At 58.2% G+C, this 24,516-nt stretch carries 22 protein-coding genes; 5 read left to right on the top strand and 17 right to left on the bottom strand.

Annotation, left to right across the window (positions count from 1 at the left end):
- Positions 1 to 855 (top strand): LysR family transcriptional regulator, encoded by an 855-nt coding sequence (locus ABJ99_RS16725; protein ID WP_054086756.1) that lies wholly within the window; start codon positions 1 to 3, stop codon positions 853 to 855.
- 106 nt (positions 856 to 961) lie between these two features.
- Here the strand turns inward: ABJ99_RS16725 and ABJ99_RS16720 are convergent, their stop codons facing one another.
- The 7 genes from ABJ99_RS16720 to ABJ99_RS16690 all read right to left on the bottom strand — a co-directional run bounded on the left by ABJ99_RS16720 (position 962) and on the right by ABJ99_RS16690 (position 8,683).
- Complete coding sequence (locus ABJ99_RS16720; protein WP_054086755.1) at positions 962 to 2,188, bottom strand: MFS transporter; 1,227 nt, start codon at positions 2,186 to 2,188, stop codon at positions 962 to 964.
- A 48-nt stretch (positions 2,189 to 2,236) separates the two neighbouring features.
- On the bottom strand, positions 2,237 to 2,623 hold the full coding sequence (locus tag ABJ99_RS27295; RefSeq protein ID WP_080378186.1) for an ectoine synthase: 387 nt from the start codon (positions 2,621 to 2,623) through the stop codon (positions 2,237 to 2,239).
- 33 nt (positions 2,624 to 2,656) lie between these two features.
- Complete coding sequence (locus tag ABJ99_RS16710; protein WP_054086754.1) at positions 2,657 to 3,838, bottom strand: acyl-CoA dehydrogenase family protein; 1,182 nt, start codon at positions 3,836 to 3,838, stop codon at positions 2,657 to 2,659.
- On the bottom strand, positions 3,831 to 4,862 hold the full coding sequence (locus ABJ99_RS16705; protein ID WP_054086753.1) for a hypothetical protein: 1,032 nt from the start codon (positions 4,860 to 4,862) through the stop codon (positions 3,831 to 3,833). Before ABJ99_RS16705 ends, ABJ99_RS16710 begins: the two co-directional genes overlap by 8 nt.
- A gap of 16 nt (positions 4,863 to 4,878) precedes the next feature.
- Positions 4,879 to 6,420: a class I adenylate-forming enzyme family protein gene (locus ABJ99_RS16700; protein ID WP_080378185.1), complete on the bottom strand. Its 1,542-nt coding sequence runs from the start codon at positions 6,418 to 6,420 to the stop codon at positions 4,879 to 4,881.
- Between the two features lie 2 nt (positions 6,421 to 6,422).
- Positions 6,423 to 7,133 (bottom strand): class I SAM-dependent methyltransferase, encoded by a 711-nt coding sequence (locus tag ABJ99_RS16695; protein WP_054086752.1) that lies wholly within the window; start codon positions 7,131 to 7,133, stop codon positions 6,423 to 6,425.
- Between the two features lie 533 nt (positions 7,134 to 7,666).
- Entirely contained in the window at positions 7,667 to 8,683 is a 1,017-nt protein-coding gene (locus tag ABJ99_RS16690; protein ID WP_054086751.1) for a 1-aminocyclopropane-1-carboxylate deaminase, read from the bottom strand.
- A gap of 185 nt (positions 8,684 to 8,868) precedes the next feature.
- Between ABJ99_RS16690 and ABJ99_RS16685 the strand changes: the two genes are divergently transcribed.
- Both ABJ99_RS16685 and ABJ99_RS16680 read left to right on the top strand, forming a co-directional pair.
- A complete protein-coding gene (locus ABJ99_RS16685; protein ID WP_054086750.1) occupies positions 8,869 to 9,375 on the top strand; it encodes an Lrp/AsnC family transcriptional regulator in 507 nt (168 codons plus the stop codon).
- Positions 9,376 to 9,522: 147 nt separating this feature from the next.
- Positions 9,523 to 10,431, top strand: a complete 909-nt coding sequence (locus ABJ99_RS16680; protein ID WP_054086749.1) for a DUF808 domain-containing protein — start codon at positions 9,523 to 9,525, stop codon at positions 10,429 to 10,431.
- A gap of 126 nt (positions 10,432 to 10,557) precedes the next feature.
- Here ABJ99_RS16680 and ABJ99_RS16675 read toward each other — a convergent pair whose 3' ends face one another.
- From ABJ99_RS16675 to puuE, 6 genes are all read right to left on the bottom strand, one after another.
- Positions 10,558 to 11,343: an outer membrane protein OmpK gene (locus ABJ99_RS16675; protein WP_054086748.1), complete on the bottom strand. Its 786-nt coding sequence runs from the start codon at positions 11,341 to 11,343 to the stop codon at positions 10,558 to 10,560.
- Between the two features lie 365 nt (positions 11,344 to 11,708).
- On the bottom strand, positions 11,709 to 12,986 hold the full coding sequence (locus ABJ99_RS16670; protein WP_054086747.1) for a urate hydroxylase PuuD: 1,278 nt from the start codon (positions 12,984 to 12,986) through the stop codon (positions 11,709 to 11,711).
- A 4-nt stretch (positions 12,987 to 12,990) separates the two neighbouring features.
- Positions 12,991 to 13,503, bottom strand: coding sequence for an ureidoglycolate lyase (locus tag ABJ99_RS16665; protein ID WP_054086746.1), 513 nt, complete (start codon positions 13,501 to 13,503; stop codon positions 12,991 to 12,993).
- Between the two features lie 244 nt (positions 13,504 to 13,747).
- Complete coding sequence (gene alc, locus ABJ99_RS16660) at positions 13,748 to 14,743, bottom strand: allantoicase (RefSeq protein ID WP_054086745.1); 996 nt, start codon at positions 14,741 to 14,743, stop codon at positions 13,748 to 13,750.
- Positions 14,740 to 15,300 (bottom strand): 2-oxo-4-hydroxy-4-carboxy-5-ureidoimidazoline decarboxylase, encoded by a 561-nt coding sequence (gene uraD, locus ABJ99_RS16655; protein WP_054086744.1) that lies wholly within the window; start codon positions 15,298 to 15,300, stop codon positions 14,740 to 14,742. Before uraD ends, alc begins: the two co-directional genes overlap by 4 nt.
- Positions 15,297 to 16,226, bottom strand: a complete 930-nt coding sequence (puuE, locus tag ABJ99_RS16650) for an allantoinase PuuE (RefSeq protein WP_054086743.1) — start codon at positions 16,224 to 16,226, stop codon at positions 15,297 to 15,299. Before puuE ends, uraD begins: the two co-directional genes overlap by 4 nt.
- A 368-nt stretch (positions 16,227 to 16,594) precedes the next feature.
- Between puuE and uraH the strand changes: the two genes are divergently transcribed.
- A complete protein-coding gene (uraH, locus tag ABJ99_RS16645; RefSeq protein ID WP_054086742.1) occupies positions 16,595 to 16,948 on the top strand; it encodes a hydroxyisourate hydrolase in 354 nt (117 codons plus the stop codon).
- A 124-nt stretch (positions 16,949 to 17,072) separates the two neighbouring features.
- Positions 17,073 to 17,822, top strand: coding sequence for a GntR family transcriptional regulator (locus ABJ99_RS16640; protein ID WP_054086741.1), 750 nt, complete (start codon positions 17,073 to 17,075; stop codon positions 17,820 to 17,822).
- Between the two features lie 302 nt (positions 17,823 to 18,124).
- Here ABJ99_RS16640 and guaD read toward each other — a convergent pair whose 3' ends face one another.
- The 4 genes from guaD to xdhA are packed head-to-tail and all read right to left on the bottom strand — an operon-like array spanning position 18,125 to position 24,288.
- Positions 18,125 to 19,438 (bottom strand): guanine deaminase, encoded by a 1,314-nt coding sequence (gene guaD, locus ABJ99_RS16635; protein ID WP_054086777.1) that lies wholly within the window; start codon positions 19,436 to 19,438, stop codon positions 18,125 to 18,127.
- Between the two features lie 26 nt (positions 19,439 to 19,464).
- Entirely contained in the window at positions 19,465 to 20,304 is an 840-nt protein-coding gene (gene xdhC, locus ABJ99_RS16630) for a xanthine dehydrogenase accessory protein XdhC (protein ID WP_054086740.1), read from the bottom strand.
- Entirely contained in the window at positions 20,301 to 22,841 is a 2,541-nt protein-coding gene (xdhB, locus tag ABJ99_RS16625) for a xanthine dehydrogenase molybdopterin binding subunit (protein ID WP_054086739.1), read from the bottom strand. The genes xdhC and xdhB overlap by 4 nt, the downstream gene beginning before the upstream one ends.
- Positions 22,834 to 24,288 carry a xanthine dehydrogenase small subunit gene (gene xdhA, locus ABJ99_RS16620; RefSeq protein ID WP_054086738.1) on the bottom strand — a complete coding sequence of 485 codons (1,455 nt, stop codon included), beginning with the start codon at positions 24,286 to 24,288 and terminating at the stop codon, positions 22,834 to 22,836. Before xdhA ends, xdhB begins: the two co-directional genes overlap by 8 nt.
- Between the last annotated feature and the right edge of the window lie 228 nt (positions 24,289 to 24,516).

Below are 24,516 nucleotides of genomic sequence, written 5' to 3'. Positions count from 1 at the left end.
ATGACGGCGATACTCGACATCGAACTGGTGCGCACCTTCCATGCAGTGGCGCGAATCGGCAAGTTTTCCGCAGCGGCCGAGCAGTTGCACAAAAGCGCGGCGGCGGTGAGCGTGCATATCCAGCGGCTTGAGGCCGTGGCAGGCGGGCGTCTGCTCAATCGCGATAATCAGGCCGTCTCCTTGACGGTGCTGGGCAAGCGACTGCTTTTGTCCACGTCCGAGTTGCTGTCCACCCATGACCGGGTGCTGGCCGACCTGCATGGCACCCACCTGGCGGGGCGCATCACGCTAGGCGTTCCGGACGAATACGCGGTGCATGTCATCCGCGACATCCTGCCGGTGTTCGCGGCGGCCTGGCCCAATGTCGTGCTGGAATTGAAAACCGCGCCCAGTTTCTCCCTGCGCGAGCAGGTACTGCGCGGCGAGCTGCAGGCAGCGGTCATCGCGCAGCCCAAAGGGCAACTGACGGCTGAAACAGTGTTTCTGGTCTCCACCAAGCCCGTCTGGGTAGGACCCGCCAACACCCTGCTGGCGTCGACAGACCCACTGCCGCTTGCCATGCATGCCGCGCAATGTCCCTATCGTAAAGCGATGGTGGAGACATTCAGACAGGATGGCCGCAAAACCCGCGTTGTACTGGAGAGCCCGTCCAGTCAGGCCGTCAAAGCCTGCGTGGAAGCGGGGCTGGCGATCAGTCTCATTGATCGAAGCGGAGTGACAGACGCCATGCAGGTCCTCAATGACCTGCCTGAAATAGCCGAGCACGAGATCGTCTTTTTGCGAGCGCCTGCGTCACAGACCGATGAGGCGGTGAGTCTGCTGGCGCAGGCGATGCAGAGGCATTTTCGGGTTTAGTAACAGAGCCGGTGCACGGTTTATAGCGTCGCGCTCTTGTGAGCGCGAGGCGCTACGTTCGCCCTGCTTTCAGTCCAAATCCAAAGAAGTTAATTCAGGCATCTTTTTATTTTCCGGCTTTTTGATCAGCCTCGAAAGTTGCGCTCGGGAACGGACTGCGAGCCTTTGCGAACCACCACATAGCAAATGCCCCAAGAATGGCAGTCAGCACGGCCAACATCAGGATTACATTCTGGGTGCCCAAGGGGGCAGCCAACAAAGCCACCAGTAAGCCTGCCAGAGGCTGGGACATGTTGTTCAGCAGCGTGATCACGCCTACGGTTTTGCCGAAGTCCTTGGGCGGTATCACCTGCTGCCGGATAGTGCGCATGTAGACATTGAACATTTTGTCAAAACCGACGATAAGCAGAAAACCCAGCACATAGCCGAGCAGATTCGGACTCAGAGCGCTGATGAATGCGCCGACTCCGATCATTGAATATCCGACACCCCCCAAGACCCGCAGAGGCAAAACAATCCGAGCGAGAAGAAACAGGATAGTGATTGTTGTTGCCGCTCCCGCCGCTTGCAGCGCTGCATAGTTATCCTTGCCGGCGCCGAACTGGCCGATGACCATGGCCGCAGAGGTAGCCAGAGTGACACCGACGATCAGGTTGACTCCTACCGCCAGCGTGATGATCTTTTTCAATTCCGCCAGGCTGCGGATATGCCTGAAAGCAATCCTTAACGGCTGCAGCCAGATGTCTTGATGCTGCTCGAACACTTCTAGCGTGATATGGCTAAGACGTTGCCACGCCAGCATGCTCAGGTCTGCCAGCAGGAACAACCCGGCGATCCAGAGCACAACCCAATGCCAGGCCCATACTTCGAGCATCACTGCCGCTACCAGAGGCCCGAGTACCAGTCCTGTCTGGTCGGCGATCTGAGAGTAGGACAAGGTTTTGGTGTAGCTGTAGTGCTGGAAGATATGCGGCATCAGCACCTCACGCGCCATGATGCCTTGCGTGGTCAGCACCCCGCACAGTGCCGACAGGATCACGAGCCAGCCAATGCCACCGAAGATTCCGTAGAATGTCATCGCCAGCACACAGAGCAATGCCCGATAGACCTGACTGATATGCAGAATCTTGATAGGCGAGTACTTGTCGCACAGGGCACCGCACAACGGGAACACAAGAAATCGCGGCAGCGATTCCACAAAAAAAGCGAGCCCTGCCCATGAAACGCTGTTGGTGGTCTGGAATACCACTAGCGGCACAATAAATAACAGGATCTGATCCGCCAGTCTCGATAGAAACAGCGAGATAAAAAAGGCGAGGTAATCCTTACGCATAGGGAACTCCTTTGAGTCAGCGACGTGTCATAGTGGTCAGAAAAAACATCAGTAAGCCGATCCCGAACTGTCATTGAGATTATGTCGCTCATCACCACGCAATGGCGGGTTGAAGACGCTGACCAGAATCAGGTCCTGCTCCTTGCCTCCGCGCAAGAAATGCCGATCGTGTTGATCGAGTACATAGACATCTCCAGGCCGGATCGGAAATACGTTGCCATGCATGTCTTCGACTTCACCTTCTCCCGCGATGCAATAGCAAGCCTCCAGATGGTTTCGGTAATGCAAGAGTGACTCTGTGCCCGCGCGAACAATGGTGTGGCACAGCGTAAAGCCCATAGCATCGTGTTCGGTGAGTAGACGGTGGCTGGTCCCGGCGCCCCATTCAACGAAGTAGGGGGTTTTCTCAACATCGGATTTGTTGCGAACGAACATGTGAAATCTCTCTGAAATGGCCGACTGGAAAAATCAGTTCTTTGGGGCATTGCCAGTGACGGGCCGCAGAATGGCGTCGCCGCTGGCCTGCATCGCTTCGCTCCAGGCCACGTCCCGGTGCGCGGCCATAGCCTGAATATCACGCCAGTGGCGCTGAAGCGGGTTGCTTGCCGCCAAGGACGACGCGCCGAGCCTTTCCACTAGACGGCGCACAGCCTGCACGCACTGTTCCGCCAGATAGGTGCGATCACGTTTGAGCCGCAATAGTTGCTGCGTGTCTAGAGCTTGACCGTTGACACCTGCCTCATGCAGCCTCGTGATTAACGAGTCGTACAAGAGCTCTGCGCTGTATAGCTGCGCGGCCGAGTGGGCGGCCTGTTCGGCGACTCGAGGATCATTTACCTGTAATGAACCGTCGAGAGCAGATACAAACGCCGCAAGGGCACCCTCAGCGCAACCCAGTATCGGGCCAATGATTGAGGTGGTGAGATAGGGCACCAGGGGCACTCTGTCGATGTAGTCGCCCGCCAGCGCAAGCGGGTTCTGCGCAAATACCTCATGCAGCGTGAAGACGCGATCATGGGGCACCAACAACCCGCGGGTCAGCACATCGTGAGAACCCGTTGCCGCCATGCCGCAGCTATCCCAACTCTCAAGCTTTTCAACTTCACTGGCGGCAATCAGCACCAGAAAACGTGGTGTGTGAGCAACTTCCGGGTGCGTAGGGCAAGGGGCGTTGAGCATCAACCAAGTAGCATCCTCGATGCCTGAACTGAAGCGCCATCGCCCGTCGACCCGTATACCTTCAGGTTCAAAGGACAGCAAGCTGTCGACACTGGTGGAGGCTGAAGCGAAGAGCTGCCGTGGGCCGTCGTTGTACAGTTGGTCTATGCAGGCAGGGGGGAGCCGTCGTGCAATTGAGCCGTGACCGCCCACGAGAGCCAGCATCCAGCCTGTTGACGCACACGCCCGAGCGGCAGTACGCGCGCTTTCTACCAATGTCGGCCAGTTACCGGTACGTGTGACCGGCGCAAGTGGCGACAGTAGATCCAGCCAGCCTTCGGCAAACAATTCGTTGAATGTGTCGCGGCTCAGCCGGCGATTTTTTTCAGCTGCTGCGGCCCGATCGTGCCACAGAGGCAGATGGTGAGCTGCCCGCTGACAGGGCGAAGACAGTTCGTTGAGCTGTATCGCTTGCTCAGCAGGATCAAGCATCTGCTAGCTCCTTGCCACCGCTTGGCGACGGTGCCATGGCGCCAAGACGTGCAGCTTCAAAGCAAAACTCCGCTGGCTGAACGACCCGGCCCATTAGATCCAGAAACTGCTCGACCTGCTCTGGGTCGTCCGAGGCAACGAATTCACAGAAGTTGCTGCTGCTCCAGAGAAGGTGCACGCTTTTAAAGCGCGCGGACAGGGCGCTCACCAGCTCTTCCAGTGTGACTTGACCGTCTTGCATTTGCTCGAGCATCTGTTGGCGTTTCCAGCGGATATCTTCTTCGCTGAAGTATCGGGTCTTGAACTCCTCATCTTTGATCTGTTCCCGCCGCAGATACTCATCTGGATCGGGGTGATTGAGCTTTTCCAGGAAAAACACCAGTCCGCCAGGCTTCAGAAACTGCTTGATATGGGAAATCTGCCCGGCTCGGTCACGGCTATAGAACTGGAATGCGGCCATCTCATAAATGAAGTCGAACCCCTCGCTGAATCGATCAAATTCAGGGGTATGCAACAGAGCGGGTGTCACCTTGAACACCGACTGCGGGAAGAACAGCGACAGCGCCGGGTCGGCATGCCGCTCAAAGGCTATTTGATTGGCCAGGTTCGGAGAGGAAGTAAAACTGCGGATCAGTCCGTGCGAATGGCCGGTAAGAGCACGGCCGTTGCTACCGTCAAAGGCGTCCACTTCGAACAGGCTAAAGGTTTGGCCGGTGTTACTGCTATTGGCCTGAGCCAGGCGGGTCAGAGCAACGCCAACTCTGGCGAGCTCCTCGAGGATGTAGGGCACGCTGGCCAGGAAATGGGAGAATAATGGTCCAGCACCTGCGATCAGGCGATCGTGGTAGTCGAGGACCTGCGGGTCTTGGATCTCGGACCGCAGGTGGCTGTCCAGAGACTGTAGAGGTACTTGACTCGCACCTGTGGCCAGACTGTGAAAGTGCCCTGCGAGTTTGAGCATCGCACTTTGTTGCAGGTCGCGGTCGAGGGTGGTGTCATCTATTGGCTGGAGTGACGTCTTCATGGCATAGCTCCTGCTATCAGATCAGTCCTTTGGCGGTAAACTTGCCAGAATCGGTTTTCGGGAGCGCCTCGAGAAATACGTACTGGGTCGGGACCATGTGCCAGTCCAGATGCTCCTTGCAGTGGTCGATCAGCATCTGTGCGCTCGTTTGCCGATGATCGATGTCAAGCACGATACAAGCCTTTGGCACATGCCCTGCAGATTCGTCAGCGACTGGCACCACCAGCACCTCGGCAACGGCTGGGTGCGAGGCCAGGCACTGCTCAATCTCCCGCGGGTTCACGTTCCAGATACTGCGCGCGAACACATCGTCCTTGCGGGCGACGTAGTAGAGATAGCCCTCGGCGTCCTGCTTGAACAGGTCGCCAGTGCGGTACAGCCGAGAATGACCAAAGGTATCTTGGACAAAGGCTTTGGCATTCGCTTCAGGCATGTTCCAGTACTCGAGCATCAGGCAGTCGCTGGTCACCAGCAGCTCTCCAACCTGCCCGGGCTGATCGATAACCCGATCCTGCTCATCCACCAAGTACAGGCTGACACCGGGTAGAGGTTTGCCTACCGACGTTGGGCGGCGTTCAATTTCCTCAGGAGGCAGATAACTCACGCGTTTACATTCAGTGAGCCCGTAGTTGGAAAAAATTTGCACCTGAGGCAGAGCTTGGCGAATCCGCTGGATGTGGCGGCTATGAAGGGCCTGCCCGCTGCTAGAGATGTAACGCAAGCTGGGTACCCGCGCCTGCCACTCCGGTCCTGTTTTGGCGAGCAGGAAGAACACCGGAGGAAATACGTGCATTGCGGTGACTGCCTCGCGTTCGACTACCGAGAGCACATCCTCTGCGCTTGCAGCAGGCCGGCTTTCAACAACACTGGTGGCCCCAGCGTACAGCGGCATCAGCACATTGTAGACTCCGTAGTCCGATGCCAGTGTCGAGTAACTGAGGATGCGGTCGCCAGGGCTGTTGCGCAGGTATGCGGTGACCCTGCTGCAGGCTGCCAACATGATGCGGTGATTGACGAGCACACCTTTCGGGTTAAAGGTTGAGCCCGAGGTATAGAATATCGACGTGGGGCGTTCAGGGTCATCGGTCTGCGGTGAGACAACCGCATTCGATTCATCGCAGTGCCCCGCGACGGCATCGGCCAGTTGAATCACGCGAGGTATCGTCATCCGAAGCGGAGCGATGAGCAAAACAAGCTCAAGACCCGCTTCATCTATCAAGCCAGGCAGATCATCAGTGCAGTCAGTGATGAGTACCCGGGCGCCAGAATGCTTGAGTTGATGAATCAGCTTGGTACGACTGAGGGTGTGATGAGTCGCAGCGGTGGTCGCTCCGGCTTGCAGCAGCCCCAGATAGCTGGCGATCAGGTCAATGGAGATCGGCGCGTACAGGCCTACACGGGCGCCTGGGACGATGCCAAGCGTTGGCAGGACCGACGCTATTTCATCTACCCGTTTTTGCAGCTCCTGATATGAAGTTGCTTGTCCGTCCAGGATAATCGCCGGCTTGGTTGGATGTTTGTAGGCGTTACTTGCGATAACCTGATGAAACAGCTGCATGCTTATATCCTTTTAAGCGAAACATCCTGAGGCGATGTTCGTTTTCGCGCACAGACCGAGACATAAGTACCTTGCCATGTGTAGGGATCTATTGGCAGGCTGTCGGAGTTGCTCAGCGGCCAACGTTGCTTGTCAAAAAAATGATTGGACGCAACCAGGTCGAAATCGCCAAGCCAAACATCGAAAAAGCCTTCGCTTTCTTGAATGGATAGCCCAGCCTCCTTATCCCAGATGAACGGTTCTCCGGTCGCCTGAAAAAAACGAGTTAGATCTGACAAAAGATCCAGAAAGATATACCCGCCTGGCTTTACCGCATTGACTATTTTTGGCATCACCTGTTGAAGCTCATCTTTCGTGAAAAAGTGGAGAACTTCGGAGCATACAAGCACGTCGTAATTTTCGCGCTCAGGCGTGTAGGTCAACATATCAGCTTGCTGAAAGTTCAGGTCCTTTAGCCATGGGTTGAGTTGACGGCTATGCACCGTGCTGTCGACCATGTCTACGCCGCTCAGGCTGTAACCTTTACGCGCGAGAGCAGTGAGATTGCGCCCATCCCCGCAGCCAAGCTCAAGCGCGGCGCCCGGACCGTCAGGTAGCTTCGATAAAAACTGTTTGAATTCCCCTCGTAGCTCACCAAACAAAGTGCCGTTATCGCTAGCGCTATATTCGCCCATGTACCATTCTTTCAGGACGGAACTATCCACTACTTTCATAGTTGTTCTCTGTCAATGATTAATATCAGTGCGCAACACGGTGGTTCGCGAGCAGGGCGCGATTCGTGGAGATTAGATAGGGGGTCGTGGATTCGGAGGCGATGAGATATATAGCTGATAACGCTTGCGGCAGCAAAGCATGGTTGAACTCCATTTCATTATTAGTATGGGATCCGCCTCAAGCAGTAGCTAGAACTGACTGGCGACAGAGATTCTCCATCCAGTCCGTTTGCCTGTCAAGTTGAATCCGGCTATGGGATCCAAATATTTTGTGACGCTGGAGTGACACTATTCTTACCTATGGCTTTCAGAGTTCTGTGGTACGAACTGTTGGTCACGAAAAACGATCAGCTCTCAAGGTGGGCAATTGTGGTCACAGTTTTTTGCTCAGAAGATTGCAGTATGATTGTTCCCGATCCAGAGCGTATAGAGGCGCGCTGATCATCAGGATTGCAAAATGGCCCGGTCGATTACGGCCTGTCCGAATATATATCGCGGGCCATCGGAAGTTTTCATTCAGCTCATGGATCGCCTCAACCATCCTTGAACAAAAAGCTGTACGCATTCAGCGCCGGAACGCCGCCCAAGTGGGCGTAGAGCACTTTCGAGCCTTCCGGAAATTCGCCGTTGCGCACCATGTCGATCATGCCGTGCATGGATTTTCCTTCGTAGACCGGGTCGGTCAGTACGCCTTCGAGTCGCGCGCAGAGGCGGATGGCTTCCAGTGTGCCGTCGTTGGGCAGGCCGTACTCGGGGTAGGCGTAACGGGTGTCGAGCACCACGTCTTCGGCAGTGATTTCGCGCCCGAGGTCGACCAGTCTGGCGGTGTTCTGGGCGATGCGCAGCACTTGCTCGCGGGTCTTGTCCGGTTTGGCTGAGGCATCGATGCCGATCACCCGTTGCGCACGGCCATCGGCGGCAAAGCCCACCAGCATGCCAGCATGGGTACTGCCGGTTACCGAGCAGACCACGATGTAGTCGAACTTGAAGCCCAGCTCTTCTTCCTGCTGACGCACCTCGTCGGCAAAGCGCACAAAACCCAGTCCGCCGTAGGGATGTTCCGAACAACCGGCTGGAATCGGGAACGGTTTGCCGCCGCTTTCAACGACATCGGCCATGGCTTTTTCCCAGCTTGGGCGAATGCCGATATCGAAGCCGGCCGAATCCAGGCGCACATCGGCACCCATGATGCGCGACATTTCGATGTTGCCGACCCGGTCATAGAGCGCATCGGAGTAGTTGACCCAGTTTTCCTGCACCAGCACGCACTTCATGCCCAGGTGCGCCGCCACGGCCGCGACCTGACGGGTCTGGTTGGACTGGATGCCGCCGATCGACACCAGTGTGTCGTAACCGCCCTCGATGGCTTCAGGCACCAGGTATTCCAGTTTGCGGGTCTTGTTGCCGCCGAAGGCCAGGCCGCTGTTGCAGTCTTCACGCTTGGCATACAACTCGACCTTGCCACCCAGGTGCTCGCTGAGGCGTTTCAGCGGGGTAATGGGCGAGGGGCCGAACGTCAGAGGGTAGCGTTTGAACTGGCTCAGGTTCATGTCGGGTCTCCGTTGAGAAGGGGCTCGTGCGTTAAAGGTCAGGTGTCAGGCGCAACTCGACGTGCCTGAGATGGCCCCTATCATAGAAAATCGCTCGATAATCGTGGTTGCAAAGAATTGTCTATTTGCAAAATCAGCGTTAGTGTCCGGGTATCAAAGCGAACTTTTATTTTGTGAAACTAACAATGAAAGCAATAAATGAACGCGCTAAAAAGCCCGGTGCTGATGCGGCACTGCCGCTGGACAGAATCGACCGCGCCATCCTCAAAACCCTGCAGCGCGATGCTTCCATTTCCAATGTTGCACTCGCGGAAAAGGTCAAGCTGAGCCCGCCGGCCTGTCTGAGACGTGTCGAACGGCTGAAAGAAACGGGCGTTATCAAGGGCGTTGTCGCACTGCTGAGCGGCGAGGTGCTGGAGGCGGGGATGGTGGTGCTGATCGGCGTCGTGCTGGACCGCTCGACGCCGGACTCGTTTGCACAGTTCGAAGCGGCGGCGCAGAACGTCTCCGGTTGCATGGAGTTTCATGTGGTCACCGGCGAGTTCGACTATTTCATGCTGTTGCGCACCAAAGACAGCCAGAGTTTCAACCGCCTACATGCCGAACAGTTGCTGTATTTACCCGGCGTCAGGCAGATCCGCTCGTTCATGGGCTTGCGTCAGGTGTTGTCGACCACGCATTTGCCGATCTGATCAATGCTCAACGTGCCTGCGATAGGTCGTGCGGCGTCAAACGTTCGTGATTGCTGAAGGTCGGAGTTGTCTGGTGCAACACGATTGAACCCTTGGCGTGTGCTTCAATCAACGCAGTTGTTTTTTATTTGCTCAAGGATTTTCATTTTGGCTGCTGGAAGCTTGCTTACTCTGCTTGACGATATTGCGACCCTGCTGGATGACGTGGCGCTGGCCACCAAGAAAACCGCCGGCGTGCTGGGCGATGACCTGGCGCTCAATGCCCAGCAGGTCACCGGCGTCACCGCTGATCGTGAGCTGCCGGTGGTTTGGGCGGTGGCCAAGGGATCGCTGCTCAACAAGGCGATTCTTGTGCCGGCGGCGTTGCTGATCAGTGCGTTTGCGCCTTGGGCGATTCTGCCGCTGTTGATGATTGGCGGCGCGTTTCTGTGTTTCGAGGGCTTCGAGAAAATCGCTCACAAATGGCTGCACCCTGAAACCGGCGAAGAGCACGACCAGCGCAAGCAGGCTGCTACGGATGCGTCAGTGGACATGGTTGCGTTCGAAAAAGAGCGCATCAAGGGCGCGATTCGCACCGACTTCATTCTTTCGGCGGAAATCATCGTGCTGGCATTGGGCGTGGTCTCGGCCCGGCCCTTCATGGATCAGGTCGGCGTGCTGGTCATCGTCGCGGTACTGATTACCGTCGGCGTCTACGGACTGGTGGCGGGGATCGTCAAGCTCGACGATCTGGGCCTGTACCTGAAAAGGACCGCAAGTTCAGCGGCACAAAAGATCGGCGGCGCTCTGCTGTGGCTGGCGCCGGTATTGATGAAAATCCTGTCGATCGTCGGGACCGCGGCCATGTTCATGGTCGGTGGCGGGATTCTGGTCCACGGCCTGCCGTTCGCCCATCACTGGGTCGAAGGCGTGACCGAGGCGGCATCTGCCGCTGTAGGTGGCCTGTCGATGATCGTCCCGACCCTGATCGATGCCTTCGCGGGGATTATCGCGGGCGCGGTGCTGGTGCTGATCGTGACGCTGGTAACCAAGATATGGAAAGCGGCGAGGGAGTGATTGCGGCTGCTTTTTGATTGCGATGGCATGAGCGTCACTATCGTGCGACGCTCTGCGTCGGCACGATAGTTATCTCAAGACCTGTGTATAACGCGGAGTGCGGGAACGATCGTCATCATCAGGTGATCAGAAAAACACCTTAACCAGTAAACTCGCGGTGTTCTGGTCGGTATCAAATGAGCTGGTGTCCTTGATGCCGTACTTGTTGGTCCAGTAGTCATATTCGATACCCACATACAGCTGACGCTCAGGGTAATTAAGTGCTTTGCCCAGGTCGTACTTGATCTGTGGGTTGAAGTGCAGGTTGGAATGGTAAGTACCACGTGAATTTTTGTCGTTGTCCACCACCCAGTCCATGAAGCCGTCGATCAGTACGTCCGATTTGCCGACGGGAATGGTGTAGGACCAGACCGGAGTGATCTGCCATACGCCATCACCCGGACGATTGCCTTCAGTCTGACGCTGATAGAAGTTCAGCTGGAAGTAGTCGAAACCCGGAATCTTCAAATCGAACGCCGGACCGATCAGGTACGACTCGTTATCGCCTTCGCCGAACTCGTAAGTTGCCGCAATCAGCACGTCAGTAATCGGGCCGAATTCAAACTTCTGACCGAAGATCTTGCCCAGCGACAACCGTGGCGAGAACTCGCCGTAGTACGTGTTATCACCCGCCGTGGCGTCTTTCTTGCCGTTATAGAAAATCTTGTCGACGAAGAAGAAGTTGTCGCCGTACTTCCAGCTGTCCGCATGCTCGAACGTGAACGTCTGCTGATTCTCTGGATTGACAGTGAAGTCTCGTCCATTGAGATAGGTCAGGCTATTGCTCTGCCACTGGAAGATATCCCCTGCCATGGCGGGGGCGGTGGACAGCAGACTGCTGGCCAGTAAGACACTGGAAAACGTACGGTTCATGCGGTGAGCCCCTTGGTATGGATCGTGATTTTGCAGACCGGCGTTCTATGGGTGACGCCTTGTCTGTAGTTGCAATTATTTGTCTGTCTGGTCAGCTTTGTGTTGCTAGCAAGAGCTGCGCCAATCGGTGAAAAAAGTTTAAGTAATCGTAAAACCGGCACTGGCAGGTCGGTTTCAAGTCACTTTTCGAGCGGATAGGATCCCGAATGCTCAGTCAGCCCGTTGGCTGCCCGGTCAGATTCGATGATGAGGAAAATCAGAAGGCAGGTTGGCAGCGGCGGCGGAGGATACTGACTCGCGTCGCCGTGCTCAAGTGCTCCAGAGCAGGGCGTCTGGAGCGAAAACAGGGCAAGTGCCCCGTGGTGTCAGTTGATGTGTGCGCCTTGATCGATCCAGGCGCCCACGAGGTCACGTTCCTGTTGAGTCATCTGGGTAATGTTGCCCAGCGGCATGATCGGGGCCGTGATCGCCTGGGCCTTGATGCGCGGCGCCTGTTGCTGAATCTGTTCGGGCGTATCGAACATCACGCCTGCCGGAGCGACGCTGAACAGTTGGCTGGTCGGCGTGGCCGAGTGACAGACCGAGCAACGCTGCTGGATTACGTCGTGCACTTTGCTGAAATCCGCGCCCGCTACTTTGGCAGGCTCCGTCTGGGCAGGCGGGGCCACTGGCTCGGGCGGTTTCTCATCGGCCCGGTGCCCGCCGACAGCGGTACCCGGCAGCGGTTGATAGACGATCTTCGCAGGAGGTTGCGCCGGGCCGGTGACGTAAGCCAGGCACAGCATGCCCAGTGCGGCGACCGGCAGGGTCCAGGCAAATCGATGGCTGTCATGTCGGGTATTGAAGTAGTGCCGCACCAGCACCGCCAGCAGCGCGATACCCGCCAGAATCAGCCAGTTGTATTCGCTGCCGTAGGTGCTCGGAAAGTGGTTGCTGATCATGATGAACAGCACCGGCAGCGTGAAGTAGTTGTTGTGCCGCGAGCGCAGCAGGCCTTTGGCGGGCAGGCTCGGGTCCGGGGTGCGATTTTCAGCGATGGCGGCGACCAGTGCGCGCTGGGCCGGCATGATGATGCGAAACACGTTGCCGACCATGATGGTGCCCATGATCGCGCCGACATGCAGGTACGCACCGCGCCCGCTGAATATTTTGCTGAAGCCGTAGGCAGCCGCCACAAGTAGCACGAACAGCACAACACCGAGCAGGGCAGGGCGCTTGCCTAATGGCGAGTCGCACAGAAAGCTGTAGATGAACCAGCCGACGAACAGCGAACCGAGGCCGATATGCACGCCTTCAGCACCGCTCAGGCTGCTGCCCGGTGCCAGCAGGTACAGCGTCGGGTTGGCGTAAAACACTACGCACAGCAGCGCGACCCCGGACAGCCAGGTCGAATAGGCTTCCCATTTGAACCAGTGCAGGTTTTCCGGCATGGTCGGCGGCGCGAGCTTGTATTTTTCCAGGTGATAAATGCCACCTCCATGGATCGCCCACAGATCACCCGACAGCCCTTCGCGCGGATTGCTGCGGTTGAGGTTGTTTTCCAGCCAGACAAAGTAGAACGATGCGCCGATCCAGGCGACACCCACAATCATGTGAATCCAGCGCACGCCGAGATTCAGCCATTCCATCAGATGTGCCAGCACGGTGTTACCCTTCCAGTGGGTTGGGATCGAGAACCAGCCGCTGGTTCTCCTCGAAGTAATGCTCGTCGCAGTTGTTGCCGGAGCCGCTGCGATCAACCACCAGGAAGTCATCCTGTTTTTCGATGGTCAGCACCGGATGATGCCAGACGCCGCGATGGTAATTGACACCCTGCCTGCCGTTGGACACGAAGGCGCGGGTCAACGCCGATTCAGGTGCTTCGCCCACAGGGGCGACCACGATCAGAAACGGATGGCCAAGCAACGGAATGAACGCCTGGCTGCCCAGCGGATGACGCTCCAGCATGCCGATAGTCAGGGGCATCGGCAGTGCTTGGGCGCGGAAAATGCTGATGATCGCCTTGTCATCCGGTTGCGCGGTGTCGACTTCGGCCAGGCGATGAAAACGCATGGTCGAGCCGTTGTTGATCATGAAGTGATCGCTGCCGTCGGTTTCGATGACGTCACCGAAAGGGGCAAAAGCTTCCTTGGTCAGTGGCTCGATAGTCAGTGTGCGCATGCGGATTCTTCTTTAAATGGTTTCAGGGTTTATCGCACTCGTCACTGCATGGAATGCGGTGCTCGCCTGCTTCTGCCCGCAGGGCGTGGTAGCGAACTTGTTCGCGAAAGGGCCGGTACACCCCCTGAAGATGTACCGCTTGGAACAAAGCCTTCGCGAACAAGTTCGCTCCCATGGCCCCCGGCCAGAATCCAAATCAGGCCTGTACATGATGCGGAGCGTGGTAACGAGAGTTCAGGTGTCGTTACCTGAACACCTTGCCCAGCACCCGCAAGCGACTCACACCACCGTCCGGAAACACGTTCAGGCGGATGTGGGTGATCGGGCCGATGGCTTTTACCTGCTCGGCGAACTCGTGTTCGGCGTGCATGGTGAGTTTCTGGCTTGGCAGCAGTTCGCGCCAGAACAGGCTCTGGGTCTCGATCTGGCTGTCGGTGCCGCCTTTGACGAATGCGCCCTGTATCGAGCAACTGTCCGGGTAGTTGCCTTTGAAGTGCAGCGTGTCGACGATGACTTTCTCGACTTCGCCCTGATGCCCCAGCGCCACGATCACCCAGTCATTGCCGGGTGTGCGACGGCGCGCGGTTTCCCAGCCGTCGCCCATGTTCACGCCGCGGCCAGGGTTGAGGATGTTGCTCATGCTGCCGTAATGCTCGTCCGAACAGGCGATCGAACGGCCGCCATTGAGCGCGGCGGCCAGATCGATCTGCTCGCTTTCGCTGACTTTCGACCAGTCGCGGTGTGGCACGCCATACACCCGCAGGCGTGCGACGCCGCCGTCCGGATAAATATTGAAGCGCAGATGGCTGAACGGCTGGTCGTGGCTGATCTCATGGTAGTGATGGCTGTTGCCTTTCAGCTCCACCGACGACAGCACTTCGGTCCACGCCGTGTTTTCGTCCGGCTCGTCCGATGCCAGAAAGCACGCTTCCAGCGATGCGGAAGGCGGGAAGTTGCCGGTGAAGAACGAAGTGTCGATGTCCACGCCCTTTAGGGTGCCGGCCACGCCGAGTTTAATCACTGCGCTGTCGTAACCTTCGAAACGCTTGCGCCGCGACTCCCAGCCGTCCATCCACTTGCCGTTGTCATCGAACACGCCCTCTTTCCAGACCGCAGGCGTTGGCTGGAACAAGCGGTTGGCATCGGCGAACCAGTCATCGGTGACCGACAGGATCTTGGTCCCCAGACGCGCGTCGGCCAGGTTGACGAACTTCTCGAACGGTGCGGCGTAAACTTTCATGCTTTTTGTCTGCCTTCTGAATTCGGTGATGACTGCGACGCGTGCAGCGCCTGTAGACGAAACAGTGCGATCTTGTTGATCTCGGCCAAGGCGCAAGCGAACTCGGCCTCGGGCGAGTGGTGGATGCGTTGTTCGAACGCGGCCAGAATCCTGTGTCTGTCGCTGCCCTTGACCGCCATGATGAACGGAAAGCCGAAGCGGGCCTTGTAAGCCTCGTTCAGCTCGGTGAAGCGCTGAAATTCTTCAGGCGTGCAGAGGTGGATACCGGCACCCGCCTGTTCATCGGTACTGGCCTGAGTCAGTTCGCCCTGAACAGCAGCTTTGCCTGCCAGGTCCGGGTGAGCATTGATCAGTGCCAGTTGTTGCTCGTGAGTGGCCTTGAGCAGGATGTCGCTCATGCGCGCATGCAGGGTTTCGAGCTGATCCAGTTCGGGGCCTGCGCCTTGGTCAAATGCCTGTTCTGCGATCCACGGTGAGTGCTCGTAGATATCGGCGAAGGTCACGATAAATACATCGCGACTCAGGCTCGAGGGCTTTGGATTCTGCAACTCGTTCATTGCGCCGCCTCGCCGGTGAAGGGGTGTTCAGTGTGCCAGTGGCGGGCGATATCGACACGGCGGGTGAACCACACCTGCTCATGGCTTTTGGCGTACTCAATGAAACGTTTGAGCGCGGCAAGGCGGGCAGGGCGGCCGACCAAGCGGCAATGCAGGCCAATCGAAAGCATCTTCGGCGCGTCCTCGCCTTCGGCATACAGCACGTCGAAAGCGTCTTTCAGGTACTGGAAAAACTGCTCGCCGTTGTTGAAGCCCTGCACCTGGGTAAAGCGCATGTCGTTGGTGTCCAGCGTGTACGGGATCACCAGATGCGGCTTGCCGGTCGGGTTGTTCGGTTCCCAGTACGGCAGGTCATCGTCGTAAGTGTCGCAATCATAGAGAAAGCCGCCTTCCTCCATGACCAGCCGGCGCGTGTTCGGCCCGGTGCGCCCGGTGTACCAGCCCAGCGGGCGTTCACCACTGATCTCGGTGAGGATCTGAATCGCACGGCGCATGTCCTCGCGCTCTTCGGCTTCGTCCATGTTCTGGTAATCGATCCAGCGATAACCGTGGCTGCAGATTTCGTGACCGTCGGCGACCATCGCGCGAATCACGTCCGGATGACGTTGCGCAGCCATGGCGACGGCGAAGATGGTCAGCGGAATGTCGAACTGTTTGAACAGCTTGAGAATGCGCCACACACCGGCACGGCTGCCGTACTCGTACAGCGACTCCATGCTCATGTTGCGCTGGCCCTGCCGTGGCTGCGCGGCGACCATCTCGGAGAGAAAGGCTTCGGATTCCTTGTCGCCGTGCAGGATATTGCGCTCGCCGCCTTCCTCGTAATTCAGCACGAACGACAAGGCAATGCGCGCATTGCCCGGCCAGCGTGGATGAGGCGGGTGGCTGCCGTAACCAATCAGGTCGCGTGGGTATTCAGCACTCACTGCAAGCTTCCTTATGTGCGTGATATCAGGTGCAATGCCAGAAGCAGGCGAGGCAGTGCAAAGTAAAGATTGTATACAATTTGATTTGCGGGTTGTAACCCTGAACTTTTCTTCATCGAATGCGATTGTTGCTCATGGATGAAGCAAGAAACCTGCCTGACTGGTCAGTTAAAGCAAAAAAACCTGATGATTTTCCTTGGCTTCAATGAAATTGCCGGTTTGGTGCCGTGCCGCGCAAAACGGAATAGCCCGCGATGATTTTATTGTGTACAGGTTTTTGCAAAGGTGTCTTAATCAGTCGCAATGGCGCACTGCCGGGCACCTGATTGGTGCGCTGATGTGATCACTCGGATGCAAGGGGCGAAGTTTTGGGAAAATTGACCACACACGTGCTGGACGCTGCCCATGGCTGTCCGGGCAGCTCGATTCGTGTCGACTTGTACCGGGTGCAGGATCAGCAATTGCTGCACATCCTCAGCGTAGTAACCAACAGCGATGGGCGCTGCGATGCGCCGCTGCTGCAAGGCGACGACTATCAGTCTGGCGTGTATCAGCTGCACTTTCAGGCAGGCGATTACTACCGCGCACGAGGTGTGACACTGAACCAGCCGGCGTTTCTCGATGAGGTGGTGTTGCGCTTCGGTATTGATGCAGGTCAGGAACACTTTCATGTGCCGCTGTTAATCTCGCCGTACAGCTACTCGACGTACAGAGGCAGCTGACTCTCTTGCCCGCCCCACACTGCGGGCTTTTTTTCGCGTGCGTTTTGTCCAGACCTGCTTCCTGTTGCGCCCCGTGTACAATGCGCCAGCCCCAAGGCCGCCCTCTATCCGTGCACGAGTATTCATGAACGATCAGTCCCTGCCTCTCAAAAAACAGCCGCGCAGCCTTGACAGCGTCCGCAGCGTGACCCAGGACGATGTCGTTTACGAGCATATTTTCGATGCGATTCTGGAGCAGCGCCTAGCGCCCGGCACCAAATTGAGTGAAGAGGCGCTGGGTGATATTTTCGGAGTCAGCCGCACCATCATCCGCCGCGCGCTGTCGCGGCTGGGCCACGAAGGGGTCGTGCTGTTACGCCCCAATCGCGGTGCAGTGGTCGCCAGCCGCAGTGTCGAAGAGGCGCGCCAGGTGTTCTTCGCCCGGCGCATGGTCGAGCGGGCCATTACCGAACTGGCCGTCGAACATGCCAGCGCCGAACAACTGGCCGAACTGCGGCAGATGGTCAGCGACGAGCGAGAAAGCTTCGCCCGAGGCGACCGGGGTGCGGGCATTCGCCTGTCCGGGGAGTTTCATCTGCAACTGGCGGTGGCTGCGAAAAATGCACCGCTGATCAGCTTCCAGCGTAGCCTGGTGTCGCAGACTTCACTGATTATTGCCCAGTACGAAACCGGCAATCGCACGCACTGTTCCTACGATGAGCACAGCCAGCTGATCGACGCCATCGAAGCCCGCGATGCGCCGCTGGCCGTCGAGCTGATGATGCACCATATGGATCACATCGACAGCAAACTCAACCTCGACGAAGACAGCGCCTCGGCTGATTTGCATGCCGTGTTCTCGCACGTGCTGGGCAAGAAAAAGCCGGCGCGTTGAGGCTGCTCATCCATCCAGCTATCGTGCGACGCCCTGCGCTATGAATAGGTCCGCTTTTGATTCTGGCCTAAGGCCGTGGGAGTGGACCGGGCGACGCTTCGCTTGTCCACGAAAGGGCCGGTACGTTCCCCGAGCATGTATCATTTGAACTACTGTCTTCGCGGACAAGTCCGCTCCCACACTTCCACACTTCCACACTTCCACACTTCCACACCTGCGGGCATAAGCCTGAAAGCCCCATGTTCCGGGCGCGTCATGGCTCGTGTATAACGATGAACGCTGTGAGCCTGAACAGCGAGACTCTAGCCCCGCTCATGCACTAACCGCCCACCCGACCAGGTCTGTTTCACCGTCCGGTCGTCGCCAATCGTCATCAGCACAAACAGCGTCTCTTCAATGTCCTTCGCCTGTTTCAGTCGATACGACAGCAACGGCGTGGCGTCGTAATCGAGCACAAGGAAGTCGGCCTCGTTGCCCGGTTTGAGGCTGCCGACCTTGTCTTCCAGGCGCAGCGCCCGCGCGCCGCCCAAGGTGGCCAGATACAGCGATTTGAACGGGTTCAGGCGTGCGCCCTGCATCTGCATGACTTTGTAGGCTTCGTTCAGCGTCTGCAAAATCGAAAAGCTGGTGCCGCCGCCCACATCGGTGCCCAGGCCGACGTTGACTTTGTGCTTCTCGGCCATCGGCAGGTTGAACAGGCCGCTGCCCAGAAACAGGTTGGAGGTCGGGCAGAAGGCGATGGCCGAGCCGGTTTGCGCCAGCCGCGCGCATTGTTCGTCGCACAGGTGCACGCCATGGGCAAACACCGAGCGTTCGCTCAACAGGTTGAAGTGGTCGTAGACGTCCAGATAGTGCTTGCGCTCGGGGAACAGCGCCTTGACCCACTCGATTTCCTGAAGGTTTTCGCTGATGTGGGTCTGCATGTACAGGCCAGAATACTCAGTCAGCAACTGGCCCGCCAGGCTCAGCTGTTCCGGGCTGCTGGTCGGCGCGAAGCGCGGGGTCACGGCGTAGCTCAGGCGACCCTGACCATGCCAGCGCTCAATCAGCGCCTTGCTGTCGGCATAGCCGGATTCGGGGGTATCAACCAGATAGTCCGGCGCGTTGCGGTCCATCATCACCTTGCCGGCGATCATGCGCAGATCAAGCGCCTGCGCTGCGCTGAAAAACGCTTCGACCGACTCCTTGTGCACGCTGCCGAACACCAGTGCAGTGGTCGTGCCGTTGCGCAGCAATTCCTTGATGAAGATGTCGGCGACCTGCGCCGAATGTTCGGGATCGGCAAACTGGCTTTCGCAAGGGAAGGTGTAGGTGTTGAGCCAATCCAACAACTGCGCACCATACGCGCCGATCATGCCGGTTTGCGGCAGGTGGATGTGCGTGTCGATAAAGCCCGGCGTGATCAGCGCGTTCTGATATTCGATCAGCTCTACGTCATTGCCGAGGCTGTCGAGCAGGTCGGCGGCATGACCCACCGATACGATTTTGCCGTCCTCGACCAGCAGCAGGCCGTCGGCAAAGTACTGATAAGACGCTTCAACCGCCACTTCGGCCGGGTCGGCAATACTGTGGACGATGGCGGCGCGGTAGGCTTTACGGCTGGACACTGAACTCATGGCACTCTCGTTGTGACTGGCTGCGATCATTGCGACTGGCTGCGGCGTGAGGCAGGCAGCAGTCTGGCGATAGGTTTCGCATTGGCGCTCTGTTGGCCAAAGCTGACGTTGTAAGTGGCGATGACTTCGGCGGCGATGGACACTGCGATCTCGACAGGCAATTTGCCTTTGACCTCGGCCAGGCCCATCGGGCAACGCATACGTTGCAGCAGGCTGGCGTCGAACCCGCGTTCACGCAAGCGGTGTTCGAACTTGACCCGCTTGGTTTTCGAGCCGATCAGCCCGAAATAGCCGAAGTCTCCGCGCTCGAGGATCGCGGCAGTCAGTTCCAGGTCGAGTTGATGGTTGTGAGTCATGACGATGCAGTAAGTGCCGACAGGCAATTGCGCAACCTCATCGACCGGCTCGTCATTAAGGATCTTCAACACGCCTTCCGGCATTGTTTCGGGGAATTCGTGTTCACGGCTGTCGATCCAGCGCACCCGGCAGGGCAGGCTGGCCAACAGTGGCACCAGCGCGCGGCCGACATGGCCAGCGCCGAATACCGCGATATGTGCAACAGGCTCGCCCATCGGTTCGAACAGCAGCACGTTCACGCCGCCACAACACTGACCAAGGCTTGCGCCCAGACTGAAGCGTTCCAGCCGCGTCTGCCGGGTGCCGCTGGCGAGCATCTCGCGGGCGATTTCCATCGCCTTGTATTCCAGATGGCCACCGCCGATGGTGTCGTAGATGCGTTCGGCGCAGACGACCATTTTCGAGCCGGCGTTGCGCGGTGTAGAGCCCAGCTCTTCGATGATCGTCACCAGAATGCCGGGTTCACTGCGGGCCTGAAGCTCGGCCAGAGCGCTGATCCAGTTAGTCATTTTTGCTCCCTATCGGGGTCATGAACTGACGCTTTCGCGAGCAAGCTCGCTCCCACAGGGGGAGATGGAGATGCAGATGAAACGTGTGGGAGCGAGCCGGGCGACGCTTCGCTTGCTCGCGAAGAGGCCGGCACAGCACCTGAACCAATCGGCGCGGCCCGCTCATTTGATAAACGACGCGTGCCACCCTTCTGACGCATCTGCTCGCAGCCCCACAACACCTTTTCCGGCGTCGCCGGGGCGTCGATGTTCGGCTGATGACGATAGTCATCCAGGCTCGCCACGGCGTCCTTGATCGCGCACCACGCCGCGATGCCGAGCATGAACGGCGGCTCGCCCACAGCTTTGGAATGGAATACCGTGTCTTCCGGGTTCTTGCGGTTTTCCACCAGCTTGACGCGCAAGTCCAGCGGCATGTCAGCCACCGCCGGGATCTTGTACGACGCCGGACCGCTGGTCATCAGCTTGCCGTTGTCGTTCCACACCAGCTCTTCGGTGGTCAGCCAGCCCGCGCCCTGAATGTAGCCGCCTTCGACCTGGCCAATGTCTATGGCCGGGTTCAACGAGGCGCCGACGTCGTGCAGGATGTCGGTGCGCAAGGTCTTGTATTCACCGGTCAGGGTATCGACGATCACCTCGACGCAGGCTGCACCGAATGCGTAGTAGTAGAATGGCCGACCGCGCGCCTGGCTGCGGTCATAGAAAATCTTCGGCGTCTTGTAATAGCCGGTGCTGGACAGCGACACCTGCCCCATCCATGCCAGTTGCGCCAGTTCGGCGAAGGGCAGCACGATGGCTCCAACGCGCACATGGCCGTTGCGAAATTCAACCTCGGTTTCTGCCACCGCGTAATGCCGCGCAGCAAACTCAACCAGGCGTTGCTTGAGAATTTCCGCGGCATTTTGCGCCGCTTTGCCATTCAGGTCGGTGCCACTGGACGCCGCCGTCGGCGAGGTGTTGGGCACCTTGTCGGTGTTGGTGGCGGTGATCTGAATGCGCTCGATATCAACTTGAAACACTTCTGCCACGACCTGCGCGACCTTGGTGTTCAAGCCCTGGCCCATCTCGGTGCCGCCGTGGTTCAGATGGATGCTGCCGTCGGTGTAGATGTGGATCAGCGCACCGGCCTGATTCAGAAAGCTGGCGGTGAACGAGATGCCGAACTTGACCGGCGTCAACGCCAGGCCTTTTTTCAGGATAGGGCTGCTCGCGTTGAAGGCCTGAATGGCTTCGCGGCGCTCGGCGTACTGGCTGCTCTGCTCCAGGTCCGCCGTCATTTCTTCCAGCAGATTGTGCTCGACGGTCTGGTAGTAATGCGTGACGTTGCGTTCGGTCTTGCCGTAGTAGTTGGCCTTGCGCACTGCCAACGGGTCCTTGCCCAGAAAACGTGCGATACAGTCCATGACTTCTTCGATGGCCACCATGCCTTGCGGGCCGCCAAAACCGCGATAGGCGGTGTTGGACGCCGTGTGAGTCTTGCAGCGATGGCCATTGATCGTTGCTTCGCCCAGGTAATAGGCGTTATCGGCATGGAACATCGCGCGATCGACAATAGAGGCTGACAGGTCTGGCGAATAGCCACAGTTAGCGGCCAGATCCAGTTCGATGCCTTGCAACCGGCCATCGTCATCAAAGCCCACGTCGTATTCGATATAGAACGGGTGGCGTTTGCCGGTCATCTGCATGTCTTCGAAGCGTTGCAGACGCATCTTGGTCGGCTGACCGGTCAAGCGCGCAATCACTGCGCACAGGCAGGCCGGGCTGGCCGCCTGGGTTTCCTTGCCGCCGAAACCACCGCCCATGCGCCGCATATCGACCACGATGCGGTTCATCGGCACGTCAAGCACCTCGGCCACCAGCTTCTGGATTTCCGTGGGGTTCTGGGTCGAACAGTAAACGATCATGCCGCCATCTTCAGTCGGCATGACCGAGGAAATCTGGGTCTCCAGATAGAAGTGTTCCTGGCCACCAATGTGCAGGTTGCCCTGCAGGCGATGAGTCGCACTTTCCAGAGCAGTCGCCGAGTCGCCGCGCTTGTGGGTGTGGCTGTCGAGCACGAAATGTTTCTGACGCAGGGCCTGAACCACGTCCAGCACGGGCTCCAGGTCTTCGTATTCGATGATTGCCGCCATTGCCGCCTGGCGCGCAACGTCCAGATCCCGCGCGGCCACGGCAAGCACCGGCTGGCCGACGAATTCCACTTTGTCGATGGCCAGCAGCGGGTCGCCCGGCAACAGCGGTCCGATGTCTTTCAGGCCGGGAATATCCTCGTGCGTAATCGCGATGCTTACGCCGGCGAAGGCGTAGCAGGGCGAGGTGTCGATGCTGATGATCCGCGCATGGGCGCGGTCCGACAGTCGTGCGTACACATGCAGCTGATTGGGAAATTCCAGGCGGTCGTCGATATACACCGCTTCGCCAGAGACGTGCTTGTCGGCGCTGTCGTGCTTGACGCTGCGCCCGACGCCAGTGCTCAAACCCTGTTGAAACACAGCCAGCATGTCGGCCTGGGTCAGTGGGGTATCGTGCTCAGACATAGTCAGTCACCCGCGTCGCAACGGCTGGCTGCTGCACTTCGATGAAATACTTGCGCAGCAGGTTTTGTGCGCTCAGCAAACGGTATTCCTTGCTGGCGCGGAAATCCGACAGAGGGGTGAAATCTTCGCTAAGGGCCGCGCAGGCCTGCTCGACGGTTTCGTTGCTCCACGGTTCGCCGAGCAAGGCCCGCTCGCAGGCCGCCGCACGTTTCGGAATCGCCGCCATGCCGCCAAACGCGACACGCGCCTCGCGGATCACGCCGTCCTCGATCGTCAGGCAAAATGCCGCACAGACTGCAGAAATATCGTCGTCCAGACGCTTGGAAACTTTGTAGGCGCGAAAAGTCTGCTGAGGGTTGGCGGTCGGCACGATGATTTTTTCGATGAACTCGCTTTCCTGCCGGGCGGTGACTTTGTAATCGATGAAGTAATCTTCCAGCGCCAGGGTGCGCCGGGTAGCGCCTTTGCGCAGCACGATCTGTGCGCCGAGGGCGATCAGCAGGGGCGGGGAGTCGCCAATCGGCGAGGCGTTGCCAATGTTGCCGCCCAGCGTACCCTGATTGCGAATCTGCAACGAAGCGAAGCGCTGCAACAATTCGCCGAAGTCCGGGTGTTCAACCTTCAGCGCGGCGTAGCAATCGGTCAGCGGCGTGGCGGCACCGATCTCCAGACGGTCCTCGAAGCGCTCGACGCGCTTCATCTCGGCGATCTGCCCGACGTAAATCATGGCGGGCAGCGGCTTGTGGAATTGCGTGACTTCCAGCGCCAGATCGGTGCCGCCGGCCAGCAGCCGGGCTTGAGGGTTGGCCTGATACAGGTCGGCAAGATCGGCCACGGTCAGCGGAATCAGACAGTGTTTTTCGCCGTCGTTGAGTTCGCCGGTCTGCTCTGGCGTGATCGCACGCAGGCGCTCGATGGTTTGCGCCTGGCGCTGATCGAACTGGTCCGGCACGCGCTGACTGCAGGACTGCTCGGCAGCAGCCAGAATCGGTCGATAACCGGTGCAGCGGCACAGATTGCCCGCCAGCGCTTCATGGGCTTGATGCGCGTCGGCGTCGCGGCTGTTCTTTTGCAGGGCGAACAGCGACATGACGAAACCCGGGGTGCAGAAGCCGCATTGCGAGCCATGACACTCGACCATGGCTTTCTGCACGCTGTGCAACTGGCCTTGATGTTTGAGGTCTTCAACGCTGATCAATTGCTTGCCGTGCAGCGACGCCACAAAGGTCAGGCAGGAATTTAGGCTGCGGTAACGCAACTGTTGCTGGCCGTGCGCGTCGCTGTGCAGCTCGCCGACGACCACCGTGCAGGCGCCACAGTCACCGCTGGCGCAACCTTCCTTGGTACCGGGCTTGTGTGCCTGCTCACGCAGGTAAGTCAGCACGGTCATGTTCGGATTCAGGCTGCGCTCGGTTTTTAGCTCTTGGTTCAAAAGGAACTGAATCACGGCGCAAAGCCCTCACATTTATTGTCATCAGACATGTCGATGAATCTATCAGCTCTGCTTATGCGGTCAATTTGTTTCTGACCTGAAAGTCAGGAAAGCGGATTTTTCGTCGATCTGCCGATCAAAGGCAGCGTAGTTCTTGCATCGTCCGTCGGGCGATGTTCAAGGTTTTGCTCATTTCATGCCAGTTTCCGCGTTTATGGCCCTGCGCCACTCATGCTGGTTGCG

This window comes from Pseudomonas syringae pv. cilantro (genome assembly GCF_001293775.1).
GTDB classification, from domain to species: Bacteria; Pseudomonadota; Gammaproteobacteria; order Pseudomonadales; family Pseudomonadaceae; genus Aquipseudomonas; species Aquipseudomonas syringae_P.
Note: the sequence above shows the minus strand (reverse complement) of the source record. Positions and strands in the feature narration are given on the sequence as shown.